This is a genomic window from Teichococcus oryzae (assembly GCF_008386565.1).
In the GTDB taxonomy this organism is placed as follows: Bacteria; Pseudomonadota; Alphaproteobacteria; order Acetobacterales; family Acetobacteraceae; genus Pseudoroseomonas; species Pseudoroseomonas oryzae.
Map to the genome: position 1 here is coordinate 85910 of NZ_VUKA01000002.1, position 23646 is coordinate 109555.

The 23646-nt window shown below is 71.2% G+C and carries 24 protein-coding genes; 12 read left to right on the forward strand and 12 right to left on the reverse strand.

Annotated features, from left to right (window positions below):
* Positions 1–226 precede the first annotated feature (226 nt).
* The 3 genes from coaBC (at position 227) to F0Q34_RS22135 (ending at position 3011) form a co-directional block, all read left to right on the forward strand.
* Positions 227–1453, forward strand: a complete 1227-nt coding sequence (coaBC, locus tag F0Q34_RS06510) for a bifunctional phosphopantothenoylcysteine decarboxylase/phosphopantothenate--cysteine ligase CoaBC (RefSeq protein WP_149811372.1) — start codon at positions 227–229, stop codon at positions 1451–1453.
* Positions 1450–1899: a dUTP diphosphatase gene (gene dut / locus F0Q34_RS06515; RefSeq protein WP_149811373.1), complete on the forward strand. Its 450-nt coding sequence runs from the start codon at positions 1450–1452 to the stop codon at positions 1897–1899. The genes coaBC and dut overlap by 4 nt, the downstream gene beginning before the upstream one ends.
* A gap of 146 nt (positions 1900–2045) precedes the next feature.
* Positions 2046–3011 carry an SH3 domain-containing protein gene (locus F0Q34_RS22135; RefSeq protein WP_206667961.1) on the forward strand — a complete coding sequence of 322 codons (966 nt, stop codon included), beginning with the start codon at positions 2046–2048 and terminating at the stop codon, positions 3009–3011.
* Between the two features lie 59 nt (positions 3012–3070).
* Here F0Q34_RS22135 and F0Q34_RS06530 read toward each other — a convergent pair whose 3' ends face one another.
* From F0Q34_RS06530 to F0Q34_RS06560, 7 genes are all read right to left on the reverse strand, one after another.
* Positions 3071–3967 carry a SirB1 family protein gene (locus F0Q34_RS06530; protein ID WP_241665362.1) on the reverse strand — a complete coding sequence of 299 codons (897 nt, stop codon included), beginning with the start codon at positions 3965–3967 and terminating at the stop codon, positions 3071–3073.
* Positions 3968–3991: 24 nt separating this feature from the next.
* The gene (locus F0Q34_RS06535) at positions 3992–4372 is read right to left on the reverse strand and encodes a histidine triad nucleotide-binding protein (RefSeq protein ID WP_149811375.1); all 381 of its coding nucleotides are present in this window, start codon (positions 4370–4372) and stop codon (positions 3992–3994) included.
* A 54-nt stretch (positions 4373–4426) separates the two neighbouring features.
* Positions 4427–4996: a phosphoribosyl-ATP diphosphatase gene (locus F0Q34_RS06540; protein ID WP_149811376.1), complete on the reverse strand. Its 570-nt coding sequence runs from the start codon at positions 4994–4996 to the stop codon at positions 4427–4429.
* Position 4997: 1 nt separating this feature from the next.
* Positions 4998–5774 (reverse strand): imidazole glycerol phosphate synthase subunit HisF, encoded by a 777-nt coding sequence (hisF, locus tag F0Q34_RS06545; protein WP_149811377.1) that lies wholly within the window; start codon positions 5772–5774, stop codon positions 4998–5000.
* A gap of 302 nt (positions 5775–6076) precedes the next feature.
* Positions 6077–7018, reverse strand: a complete 942-nt coding sequence (locus F0Q34_RS06550) for a 2-keto-4-pentenoate hydratase (RefSeq protein ID WP_149811378.1) — start codon at positions 7016–7018, stop codon at positions 6077–6079.
* A gap of 177 nt (positions 7019–7195) precedes the next feature.
* The gene (locus F0Q34_RS06555) at positions 7196–8200 is read right to left on the reverse strand and encodes a Bug family tripartite tricarboxylate transporter substrate binding protein (RefSeq protein ID WP_149811379.1); all 1005 of its coding nucleotides are present in this window, start codon (positions 8198–8200) and stop codon (positions 7196–7198) included.
* A gap of 65 nt (positions 8201–8265) precedes the next feature.
* On the reverse strand, positions 8266–9045 hold the full coding sequence (locus F0Q34_RS06560; protein ID WP_149811380.1) for a TrmH family RNA methyltransferase: 780 nt from the start codon (positions 9043–9045) through the stop codon (positions 8266–8268).
* A 160-nt stretch (positions 9046–9205) separates the two neighbouring features.
* Between F0Q34_RS06560 and cuyA the strand changes: the two genes are divergently transcribed.
* The 4 genes from cuyA (at position 9206) to F0Q34_RS06580 (ending at position 13676) form a co-directional block, all read left to right on the forward strand.
* Positions 9206–10210, forward strand: coding sequence for a D-cysteate sulfo-lyase (gene cuyA / locus F0Q34_RS06565; protein ID WP_149811381.1), 1005 nt, complete (start codon positions 9206–9208; stop codon positions 10208–10210).
* Between the two features lie 108 nt (positions 10211–10318).
* Positions 10319–11188: a branched-chain amino acid aminotransferase gene (locus tag F0Q34_RS06570; RefSeq protein WP_149811382.1), complete on the forward strand. Its 870-nt coding sequence runs from the start codon at positions 10319–10321 to the stop codon at positions 11186–11188.
* An 11-nt stretch (positions 11189–11199) separates the two neighbouring features.
* Positions 11200–11886 (forward strand): RluA family pseudouridine synthase, encoded by a 687-nt coding sequence (locus tag F0Q34_RS06575; protein ID WP_149811383.1) that lies wholly within the window; start codon positions 11200–11202, stop codon positions 11884–11886.
* Positions 11886–13676 (forward strand): chloride channel protein, encoded by a 1791-nt coding sequence (locus tag F0Q34_RS06580; protein ID WP_149811384.1) that lies wholly within the window; start codon positions 11886–11888, stop codon positions 13674–13676. The genes F0Q34_RS06575 and F0Q34_RS06580 overlap by 1 nt, the downstream gene beginning before the upstream one ends.
* On the opposite strand, the gene F0Q34_RS06585 is transcribed toward F0Q34_RS06580, so the two are convergent.
* The 4 genes from F0Q34_RS06585 to F0Q34_RS06600 all read right to left on the reverse strand — a co-directional run bounded on the left by F0Q34_RS06585 (position 13673) and on the right by F0Q34_RS06600 (position 19741).
* Entirely contained in the window at positions 13673–14242 is a 570-nt protein-coding gene (locus tag F0Q34_RS06585) for a cob(I)yrinic acid a,c-diamide adenosyltransferase (protein ID WP_149811385.1), read from the reverse strand. The genes F0Q34_RS06580 and F0Q34_RS06585 overlap by 4 nt on opposite strands.
* Positions 14243–14257: 15 nt before the next feature.
* Positions 14258–15145, reverse strand: coding sequence for a cation diffusion facilitator family transporter (locus tag F0Q34_RS06590; RefSeq protein ID WP_149811386.1), 888 nt, complete (start codon positions 15143–15145; stop codon positions 14258–14260).
* A gap of 141 nt (positions 15146–15286) precedes the next feature.
* On the reverse strand, positions 15287–18787 hold the full coding sequence (gene metH, locus F0Q34_RS06595) for a methionine synthase (RefSeq protein WP_149811387.1): 3501 nt from the start codon (positions 18785–18787) through the stop codon (positions 15287–15289).
* 12 nt (positions 18788–18799) lie between these two features.
* Entirely contained in the window at positions 18800–19741 is a 942-nt protein-coding gene (locus F0Q34_RS06600) for an ArsR/SmtB family transcription factor (protein ID WP_456316234.1), read from the reverse strand.
* A 50-nt stretch (positions 19742–19791) separates the two neighbouring features.
* Between F0Q34_RS06600 and F0Q34_RS06605 the strand changes: the two genes are divergently transcribed.
* A complete protein-coding gene (locus F0Q34_RS06605) occupies positions 19792–20166 on the forward strand; it encodes a hypothetical protein (protein WP_241665363.1) in 375 nt (124 codons plus the stop codon).
* A 102-nt stretch (positions 20167–20268) separates the two neighbouring features.
* The gene (locus F0Q34_RS06610) at positions 20269–20709 is read left to right on the forward strand and encodes a DoxX family protein (RefSeq protein ID WP_149811390.1); all 441 of its coding nucleotides are present in this window, start codon (positions 20269–20271) and stop codon (positions 20707–20709) included.
* A 79-nt stretch (positions 20710–20788) separates the two neighbouring features.
* On the opposite strand, the gene rmuC is transcribed toward F0Q34_RS06610, so the two are convergent.
* Positions 20789–22105, reverse strand: coding sequence for a DNA recombination protein RmuC (gene rmuC, locus F0Q34_RS06615; protein ID WP_149811391.1), 1317 nt, complete (start codon positions 22103–22105; stop codon positions 20789–20791).
* A 99-nt stretch (positions 22106–22204) separates the two neighbouring features.
* Between rmuC and F0Q34_RS06620 the strand changes: the two genes are divergently transcribed.
* The 3 genes from F0Q34_RS06620 (at position 22205) to F0Q34_RS06630 (ending at position 23641) form a co-directional block, all read left to right on the forward strand.
* Positions 22205–22780 carry a helix-turn-helix domain-containing protein gene (locus tag F0Q34_RS06620; protein WP_149811392.1) on the forward strand — a complete coding sequence of 192 codons (576 nt, stop codon included), beginning with the start codon at positions 22205–22207 and terminating at the stop codon, positions 22778–22780.
* Positions 22781–22790: 10 nt separating this feature from the next.
* On the forward strand, positions 22791–23303 hold the full coding sequence (locus tag F0Q34_RS06625; protein WP_149811393.1) for a GNAT family N-acetyltransferase: 513 nt from the start codon (positions 22791–22793) through the stop codon (positions 23301–23303).
* 65 nt (positions 23304–23368) lie between these two features.
* The gene (locus F0Q34_RS06630; protein ID WP_149811394.1) at positions 23369–23641 is read left to right on the forward strand and encodes a metal/formaldehyde-sensitive transcriptional repressor; all 273 of its coding nucleotides are present in this window, start codon (positions 23369–23371) and stop codon (positions 23639–23641) included.
* The last annotated feature ends 5 nt before the right edge of the window (positions 23642–23646 follow it).

Consider the following 23646-nt stretch of genomic DNA (forward strand, 5'->3'; position numbering starts at 1 on the left):
TTCCACTGAACATTCACGCTCGGCGCGTCCAGTCGAGTTCCGGGCATCCTTCCTGTAGCTTCTAGGGCATTACGCCGATACAGGACCTCACGTTTCCTTGATCGCGTTTATTTTTGCGACTTGGCTTACGGAACCGTCTTCATATCCAACATTAAAGAAAGCCAAGCCGAAGCTCGGTTCCGGCTTCCGCTTCCCGCCGGCGCCCGGCCGGTTTAGCATCTGCAACATGCTGGCCAATTCCCGCATCCTCCTGATCGTTTCCGGCAGCGTGTCCGCCTACAAGGCGCTGGAGCTGACGCGGCTGCTGCGCAAGGCGGGGGCGCGGGTGACGCCGGTGCTGACCGCCGGCGGCGCCCGCTTCGTCACGCCCCATGCGGTGCAGGCCATCGCCGGGGAAGCGGTGCACCAGGATCTGTGGTCGCTCGCGGGGGAAGCGGAGATCGGCCATATCCGGCTGGCCCGGCTGCCGGACCTCGTGGTGGTGGCGCCCGCCTCGGCCGACCTGCTGGCGAAAATGGCGAACGGCCTGGCCGACGACCTGGCCACCACCCTGCTGCTGGCCACCGACCGCCCGGTGCTGGTGGCGCCGGCCATGAACTGGGCGATGTGGGCGCACCCCGCGACCCGCGCCAACATGGCCCTGCTGCGCGAGCGCGGCGTGGCGGTGATCGGCCCCAATGACGGCGCCATGGCCGAGGCGGAAGCCGGCCCTGGCCGCCTGGCCGAGCCGGCCGAGATGCTGGCGGTGGTGGAGCGCCTGCTGGGCGCCGCCCGCGCCGCCGATGCCGGCCCCCGGCCACTGGCCGGGCGCCACGTCCTGGTGACCTCCGGCCCGACGCATGAGCCGATCGACCCCGTCCGCTACATCGCCAACCGCAGCAGCGGGCGGCAGGGCCATGCCATCGCCGGCGCCCTGGCGCGGCTGGGCGCGCGGGTGACGCTGGTGTCCGGCCCCGTCAGCCAGCCCGACCCGCCCGGCGCCACCGTGCTGCGGGTCGAGACCGCGGTGGAGATGCTGGCCGCCTGCGAGGCAGCTCTGCCGGCGGATGCCGCCATCTGCGCCGCCGCCGTGGCCGATTGGCGCAGCGCCGGCCTGGCCGGGCAGAAGCTGAAGAAGGTGCCCGGCCAGCCGCCCCCGCCGCTGGAACTGGCGCTGAACCCGGATATCCTGGCCAGCCTGTCCGGCCATGCGCGGCGGCCCAGGCTGGTGGTCGGCTTCGCGGCGGAGACGGAGAACGTGGTTTCCAACGCCGTGGCGAAGCGGCAGCGCAAGGGATGCGACTGGATCGTGGCGAATGACGTGTCGGGCGACGTGATGGGCGGTGCCGAGAATGCCGTGCACCTGGTGACCGCCGGCGGGGTGGAGGACTGGCCCCGCCTGCCCAAGGAGGAGGTGGCGGGCCGCCTCGCCGCGCTGGTCGCGGAAACCCTGGCGGGGGGTGCCGAGGCATGAGCCGCGCCACCATCGCCGTCCGCCGCCTGCCGCATGCCGAGGGGCTGCCCCTGCCCGCCTATGCCACGCCCGGCGCGGCGGGGTTCGACCTGCTGGCCGCCGTGGCCGAGCCGCTGGTGATCGCCCCCGGCGCCCGCGCGCTGGTGCCGACCGGCCTTTGCGTGGCGCTGCCGCCGGGGCATGAGCTGCAGATCCGCCCGCGCTCCGGCCTGGCGCTGAAGCACGGCATCGTGCTGCCCAACAGCCCCGGCACCATCGACGAGGATTACCGGGGCGAGGTGCAGGTCATCGTCATGAATGCCGGGGACGCCCCCTTCACCGTGGAACGCGGCAGCCGCATCGCCCAGGGCGTGCTGGCCCCCGTCACCCATGCCGATTGGGCGGTGACGGAGGCGCTGCCGGACACGGCGCGCGGCGCCGGGGGCTTCGGCAGCACCGGCCGTTGAGAAAGGCTCCGGCGAGGCAGGCCTGGCTCCGCCGCTGCGGCCCGCAAGCCGCGCCTCGGGGGAAAATCATCGTGGATGACGAAAGTCATGCGTTCGTTGCGGCTGTCCGCTTGACCGCAACCCCAGCTTGCAGGCCAGATCCCGCCATGGCTTGGCTTCGTTTTGCATTCCCGTTCCTCGCGCTGCTGCTGGCCTTGCCGGCGGCGGCCCAATCCAGTCTTGGCACGTCGCAGCTCGGCGTTCCGCAGCCCGGCCTGCCACAGCCGGTGCCGCGCGGCGCCGCGCCGGAGCCGCAGGTGCTGCGCCCGCCGCCCGGCGCGCAGCGCGTCGCGCCGCCGGCCGAGCCGGCGCGGCCCGCCCCGGCGCCCCAGCGCAACGCGGCCCCCGCGCAGCCGGCGCCGCAGCGCAACGCCGCGCCGGCCCGCCCTGCCGCGCCGCCACGCAATGCCGAGCCGCGCCGGCAGGAGCCGCCTTCGCGCCAGCAGGCCACCCCTGCCCGCCCGGCCCCTACCCAGGCCGCGCCGCAAACGCCGGTGAAGCGTCCGGGCGCGGCGGCCGGGGCCGCGGCCGGCGCCGCCGCCGGCGCTGCCACTGGGGCGACGCTGGGCGCGGCAACCGGCGCCGGCGCCGTGCCGGTTTCCCCCGCCCCCAGCCGGGAGGAGATCGAGCAGCCCAGCGTCGGCACCGCCACCGGCCTGCCCATTCCGCGCTTCGTGTCCCTGCGCAGCGACGAGGTGAATCTGCGCATCGGCCCCGACACGCGCTTTCCCATCGAATGGAGCTATCAGCGGCGCGACCTGCCGGTGATGGTGGTGCGGGAATACAACCAGTGGCGCCGCATCCGCGACATGGACGGCACGGAGGGATGGGTCCACCAATCCACCCTGGCCGGGCGGCGCACCTTCCTGGTGAAGACGCCGCATGAGCTGATCCTGCGCTCCGCCGCGGCGGAAGCGAGCAATGTGGTGGCCAAGCTGGAGCCGGGCGTGGTGGGCCGCATCCGCGCCTGCCGCGCCGGCAATGCCTGGTGCGAGGTGTCGGCGGGCGGGCGCGAGGGCTATCTGCGCCGGGCCGATCTGTGGGGCATCGGCCCGGACGAGGAAATCAACTGAAGCCCGGCGGGGCGGGCTTCCGGGGCCGCTTCATGGCCCCCTGAGCGCCGGACGCCGCCTCAGTTCAGCCGTTGCCGCCATTCCGCCGCCAGCCCGCGGGCGCGCTGCGCCGCCTCGCTTTCCGCCGGCATCAGCGCCACGAAATGGTCCAGGCAGGCCAGGGCGGCACCCATGCGGTCCAGCCGCTGGTTCATCAGCGCCGCTTCCCGCCACAACAGCGCAGTGGTGGGGGCGAAGCGCAGCATGTCCTCGGTGCAGGCCAGGGCGCCGGCGATGTCGCCGGCCTGCAGCCGCCGCAGCTTGAGGTTGTTCTGCAGCCGCACCAGCACGGAACGCTGGCTCACCGCCGCCAGATAGCTGCGGTGCAGTTCCGCCGCGTCGCCCTGGACCTGCTTCAACAGCCCGCGCAGATCGGCGGCGGAAAGCGGCGGCCCGGGATGGAAGGGGTCCAGCACGGCGGGCCCTTCCCGCCCCTCGACCGCGATCAGGAAATGGCCGGGGAAGTCGAGCCCCCAGGCTTTCCAGCCGGCCGCCGCGGCGGCATGCAGCCAAAGAATGCCGAGCGCCACCGGCAGGCCCTGCCGGCGCCCGGTGACGTGGATCAGGTTGGCGTTTTCCGGCGCGTCATAGGTGGCGCTGTCGCCCCGGTAGCCGAAGCGGTCCTGCATCAGCGCGCGCAGCACGGCCGCCCGGCGGGCGCCATCCCCCGCATCCGCCTCGGGGTCGGCGATGGCGGCGCCCACGGCGGCGCGGGCCAGTTCGGAAAGATGCGCGGCGGCGGCGCGCCAATCGGCGTCCGGCGCGTCGATGCGGGCGCATTGCAGCGCCACGGTGGCGAGGTCCAGCTCCTCATCCGGGAGCTGCCCCGCGGCATCCAGCGCGATGCGCGCTTCTGCCTCGGCGGTGATGTCTGCCATGTCGGGTGAAAGGGTGGCGATGCGGCGGCGCCCGATCAAGGCCGCCGCCGCCGGCATGGCGCCTCAGCCGCGCGCCAGCATCGGCCCGAGCGGCTTGCCGCCGAAGATATGCACATGGAAATGCGGCACTTCCTGGCCGGCATCGCTGCCCATGTTGGTCAGCACGCGGAAGCCCTGATCCTCCAGGCCGAGCTGCCGCGCCACCAGGCCGACGGCGCGCCAGAACCCCGCCACCTCCTCGGGGCTGGCCTTGGCCGAGAAATCCGCGACCGAAACATAGGACCCCTTGGGGATCACCAGCACATGCACCGGCGCCTGCGGGGCGATGTCGTGGAAGGCCAGGGCGTGCTCATCCTCATGCACCTTCCGCGACGGGATCTCGCCGCGCAGGATGCGGGCGAAGATGTTGCCGTCGTCATAGGGCGGCAGGCCGGATACGGGCATGGCGTTTCCTTTCGGCGAGGGGTGTCAGGGGCCTGGATATCGGGGGCCTGAATGTCAGGGCAGCTTGGTGGTTTCGGCGGCGCGCAGGATGCCCTTCGGGCGGGCGGCCTTCTCGGCGATGCCGGAGATGCCTTCGCGCCGCACCAGCTCGGACCACACCTCCTCCGGCCGGATGCCGGCATCCACCCAGACCACGATCAGGTGGTAGAGCAGGTCGGCGCTTTCCAGCACGGTTTCGCGCCGGTTGCCGAGCGTCGCCTCGATCACGCATTCCACCGCTTCCTCGCCCAGCTTCTGCGCCACCTTGGGCGTGCCGCGCGCGATCAGCCGGGCGGAATGCGACAGGGTGGTGTCCCCGGACAGGCGCCGCGCCTCCACCGTGTCCCACAGGCGCTGCAGCACCGCGATGTCGGCCGGCGCCGCCACCGCCAGCGGCTCCAGGTGGCGGGCCTCGGCCTTCAGCGTCGCCTTGCGCGGCGCCGCCGCCGCGGGGATCTCCCTGGGCATCGGCAGGGCCGGCACCGCCTTCTTCTTCATCTGGGGCTTTTTCGCCTCAGGTCCGGCGCTGGCCTCGCCGGGGGGAGCCTTGGCCTTGGTCGCCTTCTTCTTCACGTCCTTCGCCATCTCAGGCCACCCTTGCAAGCGGGGCGGGGCGCACCGGCAGGCCGGCCGCGGCCAGCGCGGCCTTGGCATCGCCGATGCGCATCTCCCCGTAGTGAAAAACGCTGGCGGCCAGCAGCCCGGTCGCCCCGGCCCTGGCCCCTTCTACGAAATGTTGCGCCTCGCCCACGCCGCCCGAGGCCACCAGCGGCAGCCGCACCCGCTTCCGCAGCGCCCGCAGCAGGTCGAGGTCGAAGCCGGACTTGGTGCCGTCCCGGTCCATGGAGGTGACCAGCAATTCGCCGGCGCCGAGGGCGGCCATGCGTTCCGCCCAGTCCAGTGCATCGATGCCGGTGGCCTTGCGGCCGCCATGGGTGAAGATTTCCCATTTTCCGGGTGACACGCTGCGCGCGTCGATCGCCACCACGATGGCCTGGGAGCCGAAGGCCTCGGCGGCACGGCGCACCAGGTCGGGGTCGGACACGGCGGCGGAGTTGATGCTGGCCTTGTCGGCGCCGGCCAGCAGCAGCCGGCGCACATCCTCGACCGCGCGCACGCCGCCGCCCACCGTGAGCGGGATGAACACCTCGGCCGCGGTGCGCGCCACCACGTCATACATGGTGTCGCGGTTCTCATGGGTGGCGCCGATGTCGAGAAAGGTGATCTCGTCCGCGCCCTCGGCGTCATAGGTGCGGGCCTGCTCCACGGGGTCGCCGGCATCGCGAAGGGATACGAAGTTCACCCCCTTCACGACCCGCCCATTCTTGACGTCCAGGCACGGAATCACTCGCAAGGCCAGCATGGCGGGGCCCTTACACCACGAAGTGGAGGAAAACACAGGCGATGCGCCGGGTTGGACCGCCGGTCAAGAGAGGCGGGCCGGAAAACTGCGCCGCCGCCATTGCCGGGGCATGGGGAAAGCCCCGGCCGGGCCGGGACGCGGAAGCCCGGGTGCCGCCGGAACAGCGCATCCACCCCGCCGCCGGTCCGCCTCCCGTCCGGGCGGAGCCGGTTCCGGCGGCCGTCCGGCGGCGCGGGCCGGGCCTCGATTCCCGGCCTTCAATTCCCAGGCGTCACTCCCCTGGGGCGTCACCCCGTGGGGCGTCAGTTCAGCGTCACCGTCACCGACACCGGCTGTTCCAGCAGGCCGTCATAGGTGACCTTGTAGAGCCCGGGCTCCGCCGGCAGGGCGGGGGAGAAGCCACCCAGGGAGATCAGGTCGCCCGGATGCAGCGCCGTGCCGCGCGCGGCCAGCTCCTTCACCAGCCAGGGGATGGGGTTCAGCGGGTGGCCCAGCAGCGCCGTGCCGGGGGCCCTGGCCAGTTCCTGCCCCTTGCCCTCCAGGATCACGGTCATGCCGGCCAGGCGGCGGGCGAAGTCTTCCGTCGCCTGCGGCACGATCGGCTCCCCGACCACGCCAAGCCGCGCGCCGACGCCGATCGCCACCAGGTTGGGCCCGTTCATCTTGGACAGGTCGGCCAGCGCCAGGTCCGGCATCTCGATGAAGGGGATGACCTGGTCGATATGCTTCAGGATCTCCACCGGGTCGTCGCCGGCCTGGTTGATGCCGGCATCCTTCACCCGCACGATCAGGTCGGCCTCGATCACCGGCACGGCGCTGAATTGGGCCGGCAGGGTGGCGCCCGACTTCGCCCGCACCGTCGCGGCATAGATCGGGCCGGCGACGGGGTGGTCGGTGCCGAAGCGCTTCTGCGCCGCCGGGTTGGTCAGCCCGACCTTCCACCCCACGGTCTCGCCGAGCGACTTCTTCATCGCCTCCACCAGCTTGCCCTGGGCGCACAGGCCGTCCCGCAGGCTGAGGCTGCGGCCGAAGGGCTGCACCGGCGCCTTGTCCAGCAGGGAGGCGGCCATGGCCTGCATCGCCGCGTCATCCGGGCAGGTCAGCTCGGGCGGCGGCGCCCCGGTCGCGGCCTGGGCGGAGCCGGCCGATGGGGCGCACAACAGGGCCAGGCCCAGCGCGGCCAGGGGAAGGGCGGCGGAAAGGATGCGGAAGGGCGGAACGGACGCGGTCGGGTGGGGGCGCATGCTGGTTTCCTCCTGGGAGGGGGAAACTCTAGAACAGGCCGGGCCGGGCCGCATCCATCGGGCCGCGCGGGAAAGGCCGGCATGCCCGCGAAATCGGCGACCGGCGCGGCGGCCGGGAAAGGCCCCCGGCATGGCGGGCGCGGCGGGGCCCGTTCGCGGCCCCGCCGGAAGGGTGTCTCAGTCCAGGCTGGCGCCGGAATCCTCGACCAGCCCCTTCCACACCTTTTCCTGCGCGGCGATATAGGCGCCGTACTCGGCCGGGGTCTTGTCCACCACGGTGGTGAAGCCGTTCGGCTCCATCTTGGAGCGGAACTCGTCCGTGTCCACGACCCTGACGATGGCCTCGTGCAGCTGGGCGATGCGCTCGGCGGGCACGCCGGCGGGCACGTTGACGCCGTACCAGGACTGCATGTCGATGTTGGAGCCGGGCAGCAGCTCCTTCATCGCCGGCACGTTCTTCAGCTCCTCGGCGAAGGTGGTGCGCTCGGCGGAGGCGGCGGCCAGGACGCGCAGGCGGCCTTCGCGCACATGCACCATCGACAGCGGGATGACGTCGAACATCATGTCGATGTTGCCGGCCAGCAAGTCCTGCAGCGCCGGGGCGCCGCCGCGGTAAGGCACGTGGGTGATGTCGGCGCCCGTCACCTTGTTGACCTTGGCGACCGTCAGGTGGCTGATCGTGCCGGTGCCGGAGGAGCCCATGGTCAGCTTGCCCGGGTCCTTCTTCGCCGCCGCGATGACGTCCTGGAAGGTCTTGTAGGGGCTGTTGCTGTTCACCGTCATGTAAACGGTGCCGGTGGTAACGCGGGTGACCGGCGCCAGGTCCTTCAGCGGGTCGAACGGCATCGACTTGGTGTAAAGGAACTTGTTGGCCGCCATGATCGAGGCGTTGGCGAGCAGCAGGGTGTGCCCGTCCGGCTCGGAGCGCACGGCCTCGACCGCGCCGATATTGCCGCCGGCGCCGCCGCGGTTGTCCACCACGACGCTCTGCCCCAGCACGGGCTGCAGCATCTGCGCCATCAGCCGGGCGGTCATGTCGACGGAGCCGCCGGCCGCGAAGGGCACCACCACGCGGACGGTGCGGGAAGGAAAGCCGGCCTGCGCCCGAACAATGGAGGGCGCCGCGAGGACGGCGGGGAAGGTGGCGGCGGCGCCCAGCAGGGCACGGCGGCGAAGGGTCATGGTTTTGGGAGCTCCGGTGGGTCCGCTGGTGTTCTGGCGCAGCATCCTGCGCGCATCAAGACAGGTTACATCCGCGCAAAACTACGGATCAGCAGCGCCGCCGCAACCGAAACGTTCAGGCTCTCCACCACGCCGGAGCCCGACAGGGTGACGCGGGCGGCGCAGGCCGCGGCCGTGGCTTCCGGCAGGCCCTGCTCCTCATTGCCCAGCACCAGGGCGACGGGACGGTCGCGTGGCAGCGCCTCGGGCGGCACCCCGCCGCGCGCCACGGCGGCCACCGTCAGGCAATGCGGCGCCAGCCGGCGCAGCGCATCGGGCAGGTCAGGCGCGCGCACCAGTTCCAGCGCCTCCAGCCCGCCCTCGCTGATGCGGAAGGCGGCGTCCGACACCCCGGCCTGGCGCGGATCGCCCGACAGCATCATGGCGCCGCAGCCGAAAAACGCCGCCGAACGGGCGATCGCCCCCAGATTGTGCGGGTTGCCGATGCCATCCAGCACCGGCAGCACGCCGCCGCGGAACATCGGCTCGGGCAGGATGTCCGGCAGGATGTCGGGCAGGCGCGGAACCTTGCGCGGCACGGCGATGGCGACGATGCCGCCATGGTGGGTGGTGCCGGCGATCTTCGCCAGCTCCTCCGGCGGCACCTCACGGTAGGGCTTCTTTTCCCGCGCCAGACGGGCGCAGAAGCCGCCCGCCTCATTGCGGCGCGACTCGACATAGAACAGGCGCAGCACCGCCTCGGGGCGGCGGGCGAAGGCGGCGGCGACGGCGGCGGGGCCGCAAAGCCGGTCGGGCTCGGGGGCGGGGGGACGGACGGGACCGGGAGGCGGGAGACGGGAGGACATGCGGCGGGCGATAGCACGCGGGGGCGGACCGCGCGCCCCTTCCCGGCGACGGCCGCCCGATCCGGCTCCTTCCCAGTTCCTTCCCTGGGGGGGAGGGGCTTTGCCGGGCCGGGCGGGCGGCCTTAGGCTCCGCCGGCATCAGAAGACACGGAGAAACGCCATGAACCTCGCCCGCTTCCCGCGCATCCGCCTGGGCCACCTGCCGACGCCGCTGGAGCCGATGGAGAACCTGTCGAAGCATCTCGGCGGGCCGAAGCTGTGGATCAAGCGGGATGACGCCACCGGCTTGTCCACGGGCGGCAACAAGACCCGCAAGCTGGAATACCTGATGGCCGACGCGCTGGCCCAGGGTGCCGACACGGTGATCACCCAGGGCGCGACGCAGTCCAACCACGCGCGGCAGACGGCGGCGGCGGCGGCCAAGCTCGGCCTCGCCTGCCACATCCTGCTGGAAGACCGCACCGGCTATGAGGACGCGGCCTATGCCCATTCGGGCAACGTGCTGCTGGACCTGCTGCACGGCGCCACGATCAGCCGCCTCGCCGGCGGCACCGACATGGCCGCCGCCATGGAAAGCCGCGCCGCCGAGCTGCGCGCCGAAGGCCGCAAGCCCTATGTGATCCCCGGCGGCGGCTCCAACCCGGTGGGCGCGCTGGGCTATGTCAACGCGGCGCTGGAGCTGGTGAACCAGGCGGCCGAGATGGGGCTGCGCATCGACCATGTGGTGCACGCCACCGGCAGCGCCGGCACCCAGGCCGGGCTGGTGGCCGGGCTGGTGGCGCTGAATTCGGGCATCCCCGTGCTCGGCATCGGCGTGCGCGCGCCGCGCCCGGCGCAGGAAGCCAACGTCCTGGCGCTGGCGCAGCGCACCGCCGCGCATCTGGGCCTGCCGGACAACACGGTGCGGGCGGAGCATGTGGTGGCCAATTGCGACTATGTCGGCCAGGGCTACGGCATCCCCACCGAGGGCATGGTCGCCGCCATCAAGCTGCTGGCGGAAAAGGAGGGCATCCTCCTGGACCCGGTTTATTCGGGCAAGGGCATGGCCGGGCTGATCGACCTGATCCGCCAGGGCCGCTTCGGCAAGGACGAGAACGTGGTGTTCCTCCACACCGGCGGCGCGGTGGGGCTGTTCGCTTATCCGGACGCGTTCGGCGTCGGCTGAGGCGGCGATAACGGGGCGGGAGCGCGGCGCGTTCCCCGCCCTTCAAACGGCAGGGCGGGCGTGCCACTCTCCGCTCCCTCCTGCGGCAGATGCAAAAGGATACGGATCATGGCGGGCGTCTTCTGGCACAATGGCAAGTGGATGACCGAGGAGCCCAAGGTGCTCGGCCCGATGGACCACGCCTTCTGGCTCGGCTCCATCCTGTTCGACGGGGCGCGCGCCATCCGCGGGCTGGTGCCGGACCTCGACCTGCATTGCCAGCGCGTGATCCGCTCCGCCCATGCCATGATGATGCAGCCGACGCACAGCGCCGAGCAGATCGAGGCGCTGTGCCGCGAGGGCGTGGCGATGATGCCGGCCGATGCCGAGCTCTACATCCGGCCGATGTTCTTTGTGCGGCAAGGCATCGGCGCGGCGCAGCCGGATGGCCGCACCACGGAGTTCATCCTGTCGATCTACGACTCGCCGATGCCGGACGCGTCCAAGGGCTTCTCGGCCTGCATGGTGCCGTTCCGCCGCCCGGCCTCCGACATGGCGCCAACCGATGCCAAGGCGTCCTGCCTGTACCCGAACTCCTCCCGCGCCGCCGCCGCCGCGCGCGAGAAGGGCTTCGACAACGCGGTGATGCGCGACCATGAGGGCAACATCGCCGAATTCGCCACCTCCAACCTGATGCTGGTCAAGGATGGGGTGGTGATGACGCCCAAGCCCAACGGCACCTACCTGGCCGGCATCACCCGCTCCCGCGTGCTGGGCCTGCTGAGCGCCGCCGGGGTCGAGACGAGGGAATGCATCGTCACCGAGGCGATGCTGCGCGAGGCGGACGAGATCTTCGCCACCGGCAATTTCGGCAAGGTTCAGTATTGCACCAATTTCGAGGGTCGCGCCCTGCCGATCGGGCCGGTCGCGCAGAAGGCCCGCGCCCTGTATTTCGAATGGGCCGAGCGGACCTCCCGCCTGCTGCCCAGGGCCGCCTGATCCCCGCCCGGATGGGGCGGAGCCATGCCGGGGGTGGCGCGGCCATCCCCGATATCCTGCTGCAAACCGACGCGGTGCTGGTGATCGACAAGCCGGCGGGGCTGCCCGTGCATGCGGGGCCGCGCGGCGGCGCCAGCCTGGAGGACGCGCTGCCGGCGCTGGCGCTCGACAAGAAGCGGCCGCCGCAGCCGGCCCACCGTCTGGACACCGATACCGCCGGCTGCCTGGTGCTGGGCCGCACCAGGCCGGCCCTGGCCGAGCTGGGCGCGCTGTTCGCGCAGGGCCGCGCCCGCAAGACCTATTGGGCGGTGGTGGTGGGCGGCCCGGCGGCGGGAAGCGGCCGCATCGACCATCCGCTGCGCAAGGTGAGCAGCGCCGCCGCCGGCTGGCGGATGGAAGCGCATCCCACCGGCCAGCAGGCGCTGACCCGCTGGCGCGTCAAGGGCCGCGGCGCCGGCCTTACCTGGCTGGAACTCCGCCCCGAAACCGGCCGCACCCACCAGCTGCGCGTGCATTGCGCCGCCGAAGGCTGGCCGATCCTGGGCGACCCCTTCTACGGCGCCGCCACAGCGGAAGGGCTGCACCTGCTGGCCCGCGCCATCGCCCTGCCCCTGACCCCTCCCCTTGAGGCCACCGCGCCGGTACCGGCGGCCATGCGCGCCGCCTTCGCCGCCTGCGGCTGGCAGGATGCCCCCTGATGCCGCTGTTCCGCATCGCCGCCGGCCTCGCCCCGGCGCGGGCCTGGATGGAGCGCCGCTTCGCCACCACCCGCCTGCGCGACGCGGTGCGGCAAAGCGAGCTCGGCATCATCGGCCTGGGCATCCTGTCCGGGGCGGTGAGCGGGCTGCTGGCCTCCCTGCTGGGGCTGGCGGCGAAGGGGCTGCACACCCTGCTGTTCGGCCCGGAAAGCCGGCACGGGCTCAGCGCCATCCGCGAGGTCGATCCGCTGGTGGTGCTGCTGGCGCCGGCGGCGGGCGGGCTGCTGCTGGCGGCCCTCGGCGTGCTGGTGGCGCGCTACTGGCCGCGCTCCCCGGTGGACCCGATCGAGGCGAACGCGTTGCATGGCGGCCGCATGTCGCTGATGGATGGCGTCGTGGTGGGGGCGCAGAACCTGGTTTCCAACGGCTTCGGCGCCTCGGTCGGGTTGGAGGCGGCCTATACCCAGGCGGGCGGCGGCGTCGCCTCGCGCCTCGGGCGCGCCTTCGGACTGCGGCGCGGCGATCTGCGGGTGCTGGTGGGCTGCGGCGCGGCGGGGGCCATCGCCGCTTCCTTCCAGGCGCCGCTGACCGGCGCCTTCTACGCCTTCGAGCTGGTGATCGGCGCCTATGCCATCGCGCATCTGGCGCCGGTGCTGGCGGCGGCGGTGGCCGGCACCGCCATTTCCCACCTGCTGGGCGGCACCACGCCGGTGATCTCCGGCGGGGTCGGGCCGCCGGACTGGGGCGATACGCTGGTGGCGCTGGTGGTCGGGCTGTGCTGCGCCCTGGCCGCCATCGCGCTGATGCGGGGCGTCACGGTCACCGAAACCACGCTGCGCCGGGTGATTCCCTGGGGCTGGGCGCGGCCGGCGGTGGGCGGGCTGATGGTCGGCACGCTGGCCCAGGCGACGCCGGCCGTGCTGTCCGCCGGGCATGGCGCGCTGCATGTCACCTTCATGGTGGAAGGCCCCGCCATGCCGCTGCTGATCCTGCTGGTGCTGAAGGCACTGGCCTCCGCCATCTCGATCGGCGCCGGCTTCCGCGGCGGGCTGTTCTTCGCCTCGCTGCTGCTGGGCGGCCTGCTCGGCAAGCTGATGGCGACGCCGGCCGAATGGCTCGGCATCACCGTGGACCCGCTGCTGACCGCCATTGTGGGCATGAGCGCCTTTGGCGCGGCGGTGATCGGCGCGCCGCTGGCCATGACCTTCATCGCGCTGGAAACCACGGGCGACTTCGCGGTGGCCGGGCTGTGCGTGGCGGCGGTGATCGTGTCCACCACCACCACGCGGCGCCTGTTCGGCTATTCCTTCGCCACCTGGCGCTTCCACCTGCGCGGCGAATCGATCCGCTCCGCCCATGACATCGGCTGGCTGCAGGACCTGACGGTGGGCAAGCTGATGCGCCGCGACGTGCGCACGGTGCGCACCGACACCCGCATCTCCTCCTTCCGCCGCGACTTCCCGCTGGGCGCCACGGAATACGTCATCGCGCTCGACCAGGCGGAACGCTATGCCGGGCTGATCTATGTCGGGGAAGCCCACGCGCCGGACCTGGATGACAGCGACAGCGTGGCGAAGCTGGTGCACCTGTCCGACCAGGTGCTGCTGCCGGCGCAGAACGCCAAGCAGGCCATGGCGCTGTTCGACGCCAGCGACGCCGAGGCCCTGGCGGTGGTGGACCAGCGCGACACCTCCCGCGTGCTGGGGCTGCTGAAGGCCAGCCACCTGCTGCGCCGCTACAGCGAGGAGCTGGACAAGCGCCGGCAGGACGAGCTGGGGCTGCCGGGCTAATCCGCCCCGCCGCCCGGCTCCCCGCCCGGCACCCACAACACGTCGCCGCCCTTGTTCAGCGCGCGCGACAACACGAACAGGTGGTCCGACAGGCGGTTCAGGTAGCGGATGGCGGCCGGGTTCACCGCTTCCGCCGCCGCCAGCGCCACCACCACGCGCTCCGCCCGCCGCGCGGCGGTGCGTGCCCAGTGCGCATGCGCCGCCGCCGGCGTGCCGCCCGGCAGCACGAAGGAGCGCAGCGGCGGCAGCTCCGCGTTCATGGCGGCGACATCGGCTTCCAGCCGGGCGCAATGCGCGTCGCCGACGCGCAGCCGCCCTTCGGCGCTGTCGCCGGGAACGCAAAGATCGGCGCCGAGGTCGAACAGGTCGTTCTGGACGCGTGCCAGCATGGCGTCATGCGGGTCGCCCCGCAGGTGCAGCCGCACCAGGCCGAGCGCCGCATTGGCCTCGTCAACGGCGCCGATGGCCTCGATGCGCGGCGAGTCCTTGGAGATGCGCGTCCCGTCGCCGAGCGAGGTCTGCCCGGCATCGCCGCCGCGCGTGGTGATCACATCCAGACGAACCATGGGCGGAACCCCTTTTCAAAGAACCAGCACGCCATGGTGCTTGGCCTTGCCTTCCGGCTCCACATGGATGGTGATGACGGCGCTGCCAAGCTCCCCCTTCAGCGCGCCCTCGATGCGGTCGCAGATCTCATGCGCCTCGGCCACGCGCATGTCGCCGGGCACCACCAGGTGGAACTCCACAAAGGTGGTGCGGCCGGCATGGCGGGTGCGCAGGTCATGCGCCTCCAGCGCCCCTGCCGCTTCCTGCGACACAAGGGCGCGGATGCGCGCAAGCAGGCCGGGCTCCACCGCCTCGTCCATCAGCCCGCCGACGCTTTCGCGCAGCAGGCGGAAGCCGGAGACCAGGATGTTCACCGCCGTCAGCGCCGCCAGCAGCGGATCGAGCCAAAGGATGCCGGTGACCGCCACCGCCCCGACGCCCACCACCACGCCGACCGAGGTGACCACATCCGCCAGCAGGTGCCGCGCATCCGCCAGCAGCGCGGGGGAGCGCATCCGCCGCCCATTGCGGAACAGCACGCCCGACCAGACGGCGTTGATCACCGTGGCCGCCACCGAGATGGCGAGGCCGAGCGCCGGCAGTTCCGGCGCGCTCGGGGCCTGGAAGGCGCCCCAGGATTCGCGCAGGATCAGCAGCGCCGCGACAATGATGAGCGCGCCTTCCAGCACGGCCGAGAAATATTCGGCCTTGGCATGGCCATAGGGATGGTTCGCGTCGGGGGGCTGGGCCGACAGCCGCACCGCCACCAGGGCGGCGCCGGCGGCGGCGACGTTGACGATGGATTCCAGCGCGTCGGCCAGCAGCGCCACGCTGCCGGTCAGCCACCAGGCCAGCGCCTTGATGGCCAGCACAAGAACCGCTACCAGCAGGCTGCCCGCCGCGAGCTTTGCCGCACGCTCCATCACAAAAACCTTTTCCTGCCGGCTCCGCGTGGCCTCTAAAGCCCTCTGCACAGGGCGAGGCAACCGGAAAATGCCAAGCACGCGGCAGGGAAAGGCGGAGCAGGCATGCGCGCCGGCCCCGCCCGGTGCGGGCGGCACGGATCAGACGGAGAAGTATTTCGCCCGCGGGTGATGCAGCACGATGGCGCTGGTGGATTGCTCCGGATGCAGCTGCCATTCGTCGCTGATGGACACGCCAACCCGTTCCGCATCCAGCAGCTTCAGCAGCGGCGCCTGGTCCTCCAGCCGCGGGCAGGCGGGATAGCCGAAGGAATAGCGGCCGCCGCGATAGCCCTGGCTCAGCATCTTCTCCATGTCGCGGTCATCCTCCCCGGCATAGCCGAGTTCGGCGCGGATGCGCTTGTGGACATATTCCGCCATCGCCTCGGCCATCTCGACCGACAGGCCGTGCAGGTAGAGGTAATCCTGGTAGCGGTTGCCCTCGAACCAGTCGCGCGCGATGTCGCTGGCCTTCTGCCCGACGGTGACCACCTGCAGGCCGATCACGTCGCGCCGCTCCGGCCCGTCATCGATGTCGCGCACGAAATCGGCGATGCATTCGCCATCCTGCTTCGGCTGGCGCGGCAGGGTGAAGCGGGCGACTTCCGTGGCCCCGTCCTCGGCGAACAGGATCACGTCATTGCCCTGGCCGGCGCATTTCCAGTAGCCGTAGATCGCCTGCGGGCGGAGGATGTTCTCCGCTTCCGCCAGCGCCAGCATGCGCTTCAGCACCGGGCGCAGCTCCTGCTTCGCCCAGCCGATGAAATCCTCCAAGGACCGGCCCTGCTTCCGGAAGCCCCACTGGAACTGGTAGAGCGAGCGCTCATTGATGAAGGGCACCACCGCCTTGGGCGCGGCCTCGATCACCCGCGCGCCCCAGAAGGGCGGCACCGGCACCGGCTCACCGGCGGTCAGGCGGCGGCGGCGCTCCTGCGCGTAACCCAGTTCCACCGGCGCGAAGCCGCGCGGGTCGGCGGTGCCCAGGGTGCGGGCCTGGTTGCGCGACTTGCCGGAGCGCTTGGATTGCAGCGCGGCCAGGTAGTCCTCGAAGCCATTGCCCATCACCTTGTCCATCAGGTGCAGGCCATCGAAGGCATCGCGGGCATAGGCGACCTTGCCATTGGCATAGGCGCGGACGCAGTCATCCTCGACGAAGTTGCGCGTCAGCGCGGCGCCGCCCAGCAGCACCGGCACCTCCACGCCCTGGCGCGACATCTCCTCCAGGTTCTCCTTCATCACCACGGTGGATTTCACCAGCAGGCCGGACATGCCGATGGCATGCGCCCGGTGCTCGCGCACCGCCGCCACCATGTCGTTCAGCGGCACCTTGATGCCGAGATTGACGACCTTGTAGCCATTGTTGGTGAGGATGATGTCGACGAGGTTCTTGCCGATGTCGTGCACATCGCCCTTCACGGTCGCCAGCACGATGGTGCCCTTCTCCTGCCCCTCGACCTTCTCCATGTGGGGTTCGAGATAGGCGACGGCGGCCTTCATGGTTTCCGCCGATTGCAGCACGAAGGGAAGCTGCATCTTGCCGGCGCCGAACAGCTCGCCCACCACCTTCATGCCGTCGAGCAGGATGCCGTTGATGATGTCGAGCGGCTTGATGCCCTTGGCCAGCGCATCGGCCAGCTCCTCGTCCAGCCCCTTGCGGTCGCCATCGACGATGCGGTCCTTGAGGCGCCCCTCGACCGTCTCGGCCTTCGCCTTCTTGGCGGAATCCGCCGCCTTGCGGCCGGCGAACATCTCCAGCAGGCGCTGCAACGGATCGTAGCCCTCGCTGCGGCGGTCGAAGATCAGGTCCTCGGCGACCTTCACCTCCTCGGGCGGGATCGAGTGCAGCGGCTTGATCTTGGAGACGTGCACGATGGCGCCGGTCATGCCCGCCTTCACCGCGTGGTCCAGGAACACCGAGTTCAGGACATGGCGCGAGGCCGGGTTCAGGCCGAAGGAGATGTTGGACAGGCCGAGGATGATCTGGATGTCGGGGAACTTGTCCCGGATCATGCGGATGCCTTCCAGCGTCCATTGCCCCAGCTTGCGGTCATCCTCGTTGCCGGTGGCGATGGTGAAGGTCAGCGGGTCGATCAGCAGGTCGCTTTGCGGCAGGCCGTGCTTGTTGCAGGCGAAATCCACCAGCCGCTCAGCGATGCGCAGCTTGTCCTCGGGCGTCTTCGCCATGCCCACCTCGTCGATGGTGAGCGCGATCACGGCGGCGCCGAACTTCTTGGCGAGCTTCAGGCGGTCATGCGCGTGGCCCTCGCCATCCTCGAAATTGATCGAGTTGATGATGGGCTTGCCGCCATGCAGCTTCAGCGCCGCCTCGATCACCGGCGTTTCGGTGCTGTCGATCACCAGCGGCGCGTTGACGGAGCCGGTGAAGCGGCGGACCACCTCGTTCATCTCCGCCATCTCGTCGCGGCCAACAAAGGCGGTGCAGATGTCGAGGGAGTTGGAGCCTTCCGCCACCTGCTCGCGGCCGATCGAGACGCAGCTATCCCAGTCATGCGCCGCCTGCCGCTCGCGCCAGGCCTTGGAGCCATTGGCGTTGCAGCGCTCGCCGATGGAGAAATAGCTGTTCTCCTGCCGCAGCGTGGTGGCGCCATACAGGCTCGCCACCTGCGGCACCCAATGGACATTGCGCTTCACCGGCGCGGGGCGGAACGTCCCGCCATCCACGCGGCGCAGCATGGCATCCAGCGCCTGGATATGCGGCGTGGAGGTGCCGCAGCAGCCGCCGATCAGGTTGACGCCGTCCTCGGCCACGAAGCGCTCCATCCAGGAGGCCATCTCGGCGGCGCCCAGCGGGTAATGTGTCTTGCCGTCCACCAGCTCCGGCAGGCCGGCATTGGGCTGCACCGAGATCAGGCCCGGCCAGTTCTGCGCCAGGTAGCGCACATGCTCGGCCATTTCCTGCGGGCCGGTCGCGCAGTTCAGCCCGATCAGCGGCACGTCCAGCGCCTGGATCACCGCCGTGGCGGCGGCGATGTCGGAGCCCACCAGCAGCGTGCCGGTGGTTTCCACCGTCACCTGCACAAAGATCGGGATATCCTTGCCCGCCTCGCGCAGCGCGATCTTGGCGGCGTTGACGGCGGCCTTGATGAACAGCGTGTCCTGGTTGGTCTCGGTCAGCAGCGCGTCGGCGCCGCCGGCGATCAGGCCGCGGCACTGCTCGGTCAGCGCCGCTTCCAGCGTGTCATAGTCGATATGGCCGAGGCTCGGCAGCTTGGTGCCGGGGCCGATATCGCCGATCACCCAGCGGTCCCGCCCGTCGGCGAAGCTTTCCGCCGCCTCGCGTGCCAGCTCCACCGAGAGCTTGTTGATCTCGAAGGCCTTCGAGCCCAGCTCGAACTCCTCCAGCGTGATGGGGGAGCCGCCAAAGGAGTTGGTCAGCACCATGTCCGACCCGGCCTCGTAATAGCCGCGGTGGATTTCCCGCACGAGCTCGGGGCGGGAAAGGCACAGCACCTCGGTGCAGTTCTCCTTGCCCCAGTAATCCTTCTCCACATCCAGCGTCAGCGCCTGGACGCGGCTGCCCATTCCGCCATCGCACAGGAGCACGCGGTCGCGCAGGGCTTGCAGCAGGGGCGGACGGGCCATGGATCGGGCCTTTCAGAAATTCAGAACGGTTTCGGGCGTCAACACGGGGGCGGCCAGCCGCTGGGCCGGCCACAGGCGCACGGGGATCGGCCCAGCCACCTCCAGCGCCGGCAATGGCGCGCAGCCGGCGGCGCCGAGCCATCCGGCCAGCGCCGCGTCGTCGAAGCCGGGCCAGCGATGCGCCTGCCGGGTCAGCAGGTCGGCCCGCTCATGCGGCGTCAGGTCGATGATCACCAGCAGCCCCTCGGGCCGCAGCAGCCGCGCGGCCTCGGCCAGGGCGGCGGCGGGGTCCTCGGCGTAATGCAGCACCATCTGCAGGGTCACGGCGTCGAAGCCGGCATCCGGCAGGGGCAGGCGGTACATGTCGGCCAGGCGGACGGACGCGTTGCCGATGCCGCGCTCGCCCAGCCGGGCCCGCGCCAGGGCCAGCATCTCGCGGCTGGCATCGAGCCCCAGCACGGCCTCGGCGCGCGGCGCCATCAGCTCCAGCAGCCGGCCCGTGCCGGTGCCGATATCGGCGACGCGGCCCAGGCGCGGCGGCAGCAACTCCAGCAGCGCCGCCTCGATCGCCGCCACCGGCAGGCCCAGGGCGCGGATCTCGTCCCAGTCGGCGCCTTCGCGACGGAAGGATTCGGAGGCGATGCGGGCGCGCTCGGCGGCGATGCGGGCGCTGGCGCGGCGGTCGGCCGCGATGGTGGCGTCGTCCTCCGGCAGGCGGGCCAGGATCTGCCGCACCAGGCTGGCCTCCGGCGGAAGCTGGAAATACACATTGGCGCCTTCCGGCAGCCGTTCCAGCAGCCCGGCTTCCACCAGCAGCTTGAGATGGCGCGACAGGCGGGGCTGGGACTGGCCCAGGATCGCGCACATCTCCGTCACGCAAAAGGCGCCGCGGGCGCAAAGGGCCAGCAGGCGCAGGCGTGTCGGTTCGGCGGCAGCGCGCAATTGCGCCAGCATGGGCTCCATGCGCTTGCAACTGACATAAAGATATCCTTATGTCTAGCCTCATGGTTTGGTCCCTCGATGCGCGCATCCCTGTCCGCCTGCTGGATATGCCCGATGCCCCACCGCGGGCCGGATCGGAAGCTCTATCGGGCGCCGTGCTGCTGGCCGAGGATGGCGCCGCCCTGCCGCCGGGCGCCGCGCGGGTGGAGCATTTCGCGGCGCCCCCGGCGGGGGCGCATCCGGCCGGCTGCGCCTGCTGCCAGCCCCGCAACCCGGTTGCCATCGCGCTGGACCGCCTGTTCCTGGCCCGCGCCCGGGGCCAGGCGCCCTGGTTCACCGAGGTCCTGGCCATCGCCCGCAGCGAGGCCGGGCGCGATGCCATTGCCGCGGCATTGCAGGGCGACAGCGTCACCAGGGCCCGCTTCCGCACCGGCTGAGGCAGCGGATGCTCCGCACATTCCGGCGAGCGGCAGGATATTCCGTTTCCAATTCGAAACGAAATCGGTATCGCTGCCGCCCGCCAAACGCGGAAACAACATATGCCCCATCTGATCGGCTCCATCCTGAACAGCGCCCTGGTTGAGCTTCTGGCGCGCGTTCTGCTCACCCTGCCCTTCTGGGGCAGCGGCATGGCGAAGCTCATCGACTTCGAGGGCGGCGTGGCGGAGATGGCGATGTTCGGCCTGAACCCACCCGCCTTGTTCAACACCCTGACCATCATCACCCAATTGGGTGGATCAGTGCTGGTGATCCTGAACCGCTGGACCTGGCTCGGCGCCGGGGCGCTGGGCGTGTTCACCGCCCTGACCATCCCCATCGTGCACCGCTTCTGGGCGATGGAGGGTGACCGTGCCATCCACGCCTTCCACACCGCCACTGAGCATGTGGGCATGATCGGCGGGCTGGTGATCGTTTCGGTGCTGGCGCACCGGCAACGCGGCCGCTCCCGGCAGGGCCTGCTCGGCGTGCCGGCGGAATAAGCTGCCACCGGCGGCGCGGCGCCGAAGCCATCCACCGCCCAGGCCATCCATCACCCAGGCTGTCGTCACCGGGACATGCTCATCCTCCCGCCATCTCTCCCGGCAGCGGCAGGGCCGGAGTGGCGGGCGGCGCGTCATCCATCTCGGCGGATTCGATGCGGGCGCCGGTGCGCAGGATCTTGTCCGTGCTGATGTCGATCATGCGGATGTCGTCCTGCGCCTGGGTGAAGTGCGATTTCAGCTTGCCCACCCGGTCGTTCAGCCGGTTCAGGTCGGCCATCAGCCGCGCCACCTCCTCGCGGATGCGGCCGGCCTGGGCCCGCATCCGCACATCCTGCATCAGCGAGCGCATCGCCGAGAGCATCGCCCACAGCGTGGTGGGGGAGGCGATATAGACCCGCCGGCGCTGCGCCTCGTCCACCACGGCGGTGAAGCCGGTGTGCAGCTCGGCGAACACCGCCTCGGAGGGGACGAACAGGATCGCGGCCTCGGCGGTTTCGCCGGGGATCAGGTATTTGCGGGCGATGTCATCGACATGGCGGCGCATATCGGCGCTGAACTGCCGGCCGGCGGCGGTGCGGGCGCCGACATCCTCGGCGGCGTCGCGCCAGCCTTGCCAGGCTTCCAGCGGGAATTTGCTGTCCACCGCCACCGGGCCGGGCGGATAGGGCAGCCGGATCAGGCAATCGCAGCGCGTGCCATTGGACAGGGTGTGCTGCCAGGCGAAGCCATCCGGCGGCAGGCGGTCCTCGATCAGCTGGCGCAGCTGCATCTCGCCAAAGGCGCCGCGCTGCTGCTTGTTGCCCAGGATGGCGGCGAGGCTGTTCACCTGCCCGCCCAGCGCCTCCATGTTCTGCCGCGCGGCGTCGATCACCGCCAGCCGCTCCTGGATCTGCCCCGCCGTGTCCTGCGCCCGCTGGGCGGATTCCGCCAGGTTGCGCGCCAGCCTCTCACCCTGCGCCGCCAGCGCCGCGTCCAGCCGCTCGTTCTGCGCCGCGATGGCCTGGTTGAGCGCGAGGTTGGCGGCGGCGAGCCGGTCATTCTGCTTGCCCAGCGCATGGGCGATGCTGTCGGTGATGCCCTGGGTGGAGCGCGCCAGCCGGTCCGCCATGGCCCGCTCCTGCGCGGCGAGGCGGTCATTCTGCGCCCTGAGCGCGGCGTCGAGGCGGCGGGCCGACAGGTCCAGCCGCTCGGCCAGGGCGTGGTCCTGCTGCGCCAGCCGGTCGGCGGTCAGGGCGGCGAGGCGCTCCTGCGTCCCGGCCACGGCTTCCAGCTTGCCGGCCAGCAGCGCCAAGGCATCGGATGGCACGCCGGAGGGGCGGCGCAGGGCCAGCACCAGCAGCAGCAACGCCACCGGCGCGGCCGCGAGGGACAAGGGCAGCAGCCATTCAGGCATGCGCGACTCCAGGCAGAAGGCGCCCATGATAGGAACCAAACAGAAACAGCGCGAGACACCGCTTGACGACGCTCTCTCGGATGAGAAATTCTCTCCAATATGAGAGAGAGCCTCGCCGATCCCCTGGAGGCGCGCCTGGCCGCCCGCCTCGCCGCCCTGCGCGCGGAACAGGGCTGGTCGCTCGACACCCTGGCCGAGCGCACCGGGATCAGCCGCCCCACCCTGTCCCGCCTGGAACGTGGTGAGGCCAGCCCCACCGCCACCATGCTGGGCCGGCTTTGCACCGCCTATGGCCGCACCCTGTCCCGGCTGATGACGGAGGTGGAGGAAGCGGCGCCGCGCCTCATCCCCTGCGCCATCCAGCCTTGCTGGACCGATCCGGAAAGCGGCTTCCGGCGCCGCATCCTTTCGCCGCCTGGCGGCGGGCTGCGCGGGGAGATGCTGGAAGGCACCCTGCCCGCCGGCGCCAGCGTCACCTACGACACCGCGCCGCAACCGGGACTGGAGCATCATCTCTGGATGCTGGAAGGCAGGCTGGAACTGACGGTGGAAGGAGAAACGCACCGCCTCTGCCCCGGGGATTGCCTGCGATACCGCCTGTTCGGCCCCAGCCACTTCCATTGCCCCGCCGGCGGGGCGCCCGCGCGCTACGTGCTGGCGCTTTGCCCGCCCTGAAAGGCCCGCCATGATCCAGGAACTGTCCGCCGACGCCCTGCCCGCCGCCCTGCCGGAGCTGGCGGAGATGCTCCAGGCCTGCGTCGACGATGGCGCCAGCATCGGCTTCCTGCCGCCCCTGGCCGCCAGGGATGCCGCCGCCTTCTGGCAGGGGCTGCACCCTTCCCTGTCGGATGGCAGCCGGCGCATGCTGGTGGCGCGGCGGGAAGGGCGGGTCGTCGGCACGGGATCGCTGGTGCCGGCCGGCCTGCCGAATGGCCGCCACCGGGCGGAAATCTCCAAGCTGATGGTGCATCCCGCCGCCCGCAGGCTGGGTATCGGCCGGGCGCTGATGCTGGCCCTGGAAGCCATGGCGGCCAGCGATGGCCGCTGGCTGCTGGTGCTGGACACGCTGAGCGGCGATGCGGGGGAAGCGCTGTATCGCAGCCTGGGCTGGCAGGAAGCGGGGCAGATCCCGGATTTCGCCCTGGTGCCGGGCGGCACGGGGGCCACGACCTACATGTTCAAGCGGCTCGCCGCCTGACGCCGGCATACCGCGCCAGGGACCGGCGCCCTTGCGGCCCTTCATACCCTACCCAGGTAGGGTATATGCATCTGCAAGAGAAACGGCAGCCCCTGGTTAACCGCGTCCACCGGATCGCCGGACAGCTGGAGGCGGTGGAGCGCGCCCTGCTGGAAGGGGCCGATTGCGCCACCACCCTGCAGCGCGTCGCCGCCGTGCGCGGCGCGGTGAACGGCCTGCTGGACGAGATCGTGGAAGACCATCTGCGCGAGCATGTCGCCCGGCCCGGCCTGTCCGACGCCCAGCGCGCCGCCGGCGCCGAGGAGTTGATCGTCGTGATCCGCCGCTATTCCAGATAGGACGC

Coding starts and splice junctions, on each gene's coding strand:
- F0Q34_RS06535 (WP_149811375.1), bottom strand. CDS start 4,372: ATGCCCGTATCCGGCCTGCCGCCCTATGACGACGGCAACATCTTCGCC.
- dut (WP_149811373.1), top strand. CDS start 1,450: ATGAGCCGCGCCACCATCGCCGTCCGCCGCCTGCCGCATGCCGAGGGG.
- cuyA (WP_149811381.1), top strand. CDS start 9,206: ATGAACCTCGCCCGCTTCCCGCGCATCCGCCTGGGCCACCTGCCGACG.
- metH (WP_149811387.1), bottom strand. CDS start 18,787: ATGGCCCGTCCGCCCCTGCTGCAAGCCCTGCGCGACCGCGTGCTCCTG.
- F0Q34_RS06555 (WP_149811379.1), bottom strand. CDS start 8,200: ATGACCCTTCGCCGCCGTGCCCTGCTGGGCGCCGCCGCCACCTTCCCC.
- rmuC (WP_149811391.1), bottom strand. CDS start 22,105: ATGCCTGAATGGCTGCTGCCCTTGTCCCTCGCGGCCGCGCCGGTGGCG.
- F0Q34_RS22135 (WP_206667961.1), top strand. CDS start 2,046: ATGGCTTGGCTTCGTTTTGCATTCCCGTTCCTCGCGCTGCTGCTGGCC.
- F0Q34_RS06570 (WP_149811382.1), top strand. CDS start 10,319: ATGGCGGGCGTCTTCTGGCACAATGGCAAGTGGATGACCGAGGAGCCC.
- F0Q34_RS06600 (WP_456316234.1), bottom strand. CDS start 19,741: ATGCTGGCGCAATTGCGCGCTGCCGCCGAACCGACACGCCTGCGCCTG.
- coaBC (WP_149811372.1), top strand. CDS start 227: ATGCTGGCCAATTCCCGCATCCTCCTGATCGTTTCCGGCAGCGTGTCC.
- F0Q34_RS06560 (WP_149811380.1), bottom strand. CDS start 9,045: ATGTCCTCCCGTCTCCCGCCTCCCGGTCCCGTCCGTCCCCCCGCCCCC.
- F0Q34_RS06575 (WP_149811383.1), top strand. CDS start 11,200: ATGGGGCGGAGCCATGCCGGGGGTGGCGCGGCCATCCCCGATATCCTG.
- hisF (WP_149811377.1), bottom strand. CDS start 5,774: ATGCTGGCCTTGCGAGTGATTCCGTGCCTGGACGTCAAGAATGGGCGG.
- F0Q34_RS06620 (WP_149811392.1), top strand. CDS start 22,205: ATGAGAGAGAGCCTCGCCGATCCCCTGGAGGCGCGCCTGGCCGCCCGC.
- F0Q34_RS06540 (WP_149811376.1), bottom strand. CDS start 4,996: ATGGCGAAGGACGTGAAGAAGAAGGCGACCAAGGCCAAGGCTCCCCCC.
- F0Q34_RS06590 (WP_149811386.1), bottom strand. CDS start 15,145: ATGGAGCGTGCGGCAAAGCTCGCGGCGGGCAGCCTGCTGGTAGCGGTT.
- F0Q34_RS06550 (WP_149811378.1), bottom strand. CDS start 7,018: ATGCGCCCCCACCCGACCGCGTCCGTTCCGCCCTTCCGCATCCTTTCC.
- F0Q34_RS06625 (WP_149811393.1), top strand. CDS start 22,791: ATGATCCAGGAACTGTCCGCCGACGCCCTGCCCGCCGCCCTGCCGGAG.
- F0Q34_RS06605 (WP_241665363.1), top strand. CDS start 19,792: ATGGTTTGGTCCCTCGATGCGCGCATCCCTGTCCGCCTGCTGGATATG.
- F0Q34_RS06610 (WP_149811390.1), top strand. CDS start 20,269: ATGCCCCATCTGATCGGCTCCATCCTGAACAGCGCCCTGGTTGAGCTT.
- F0Q34_RS06580 (WP_149811384.1), top strand. CDS start 11,886: ATGCCGCTGTTCCGCATCGCCGCCGGCCTCGCCCCGGCGCGGGCCTGG.
- F0Q34_RS06585 (WP_149811385.1), bottom strand. CDS start 14,242: ATGGTTCGTCTGGATGTGATCACCACGCGCGGCGGCGATGCCGGGCAG.
- F0Q34_RS06630 (WP_149811394.1), top strand. CDS start 23,369: ATGCATCTGCAAGAGAAACGGCAGCCCCTGGTTAACCGCGTCCACCGG.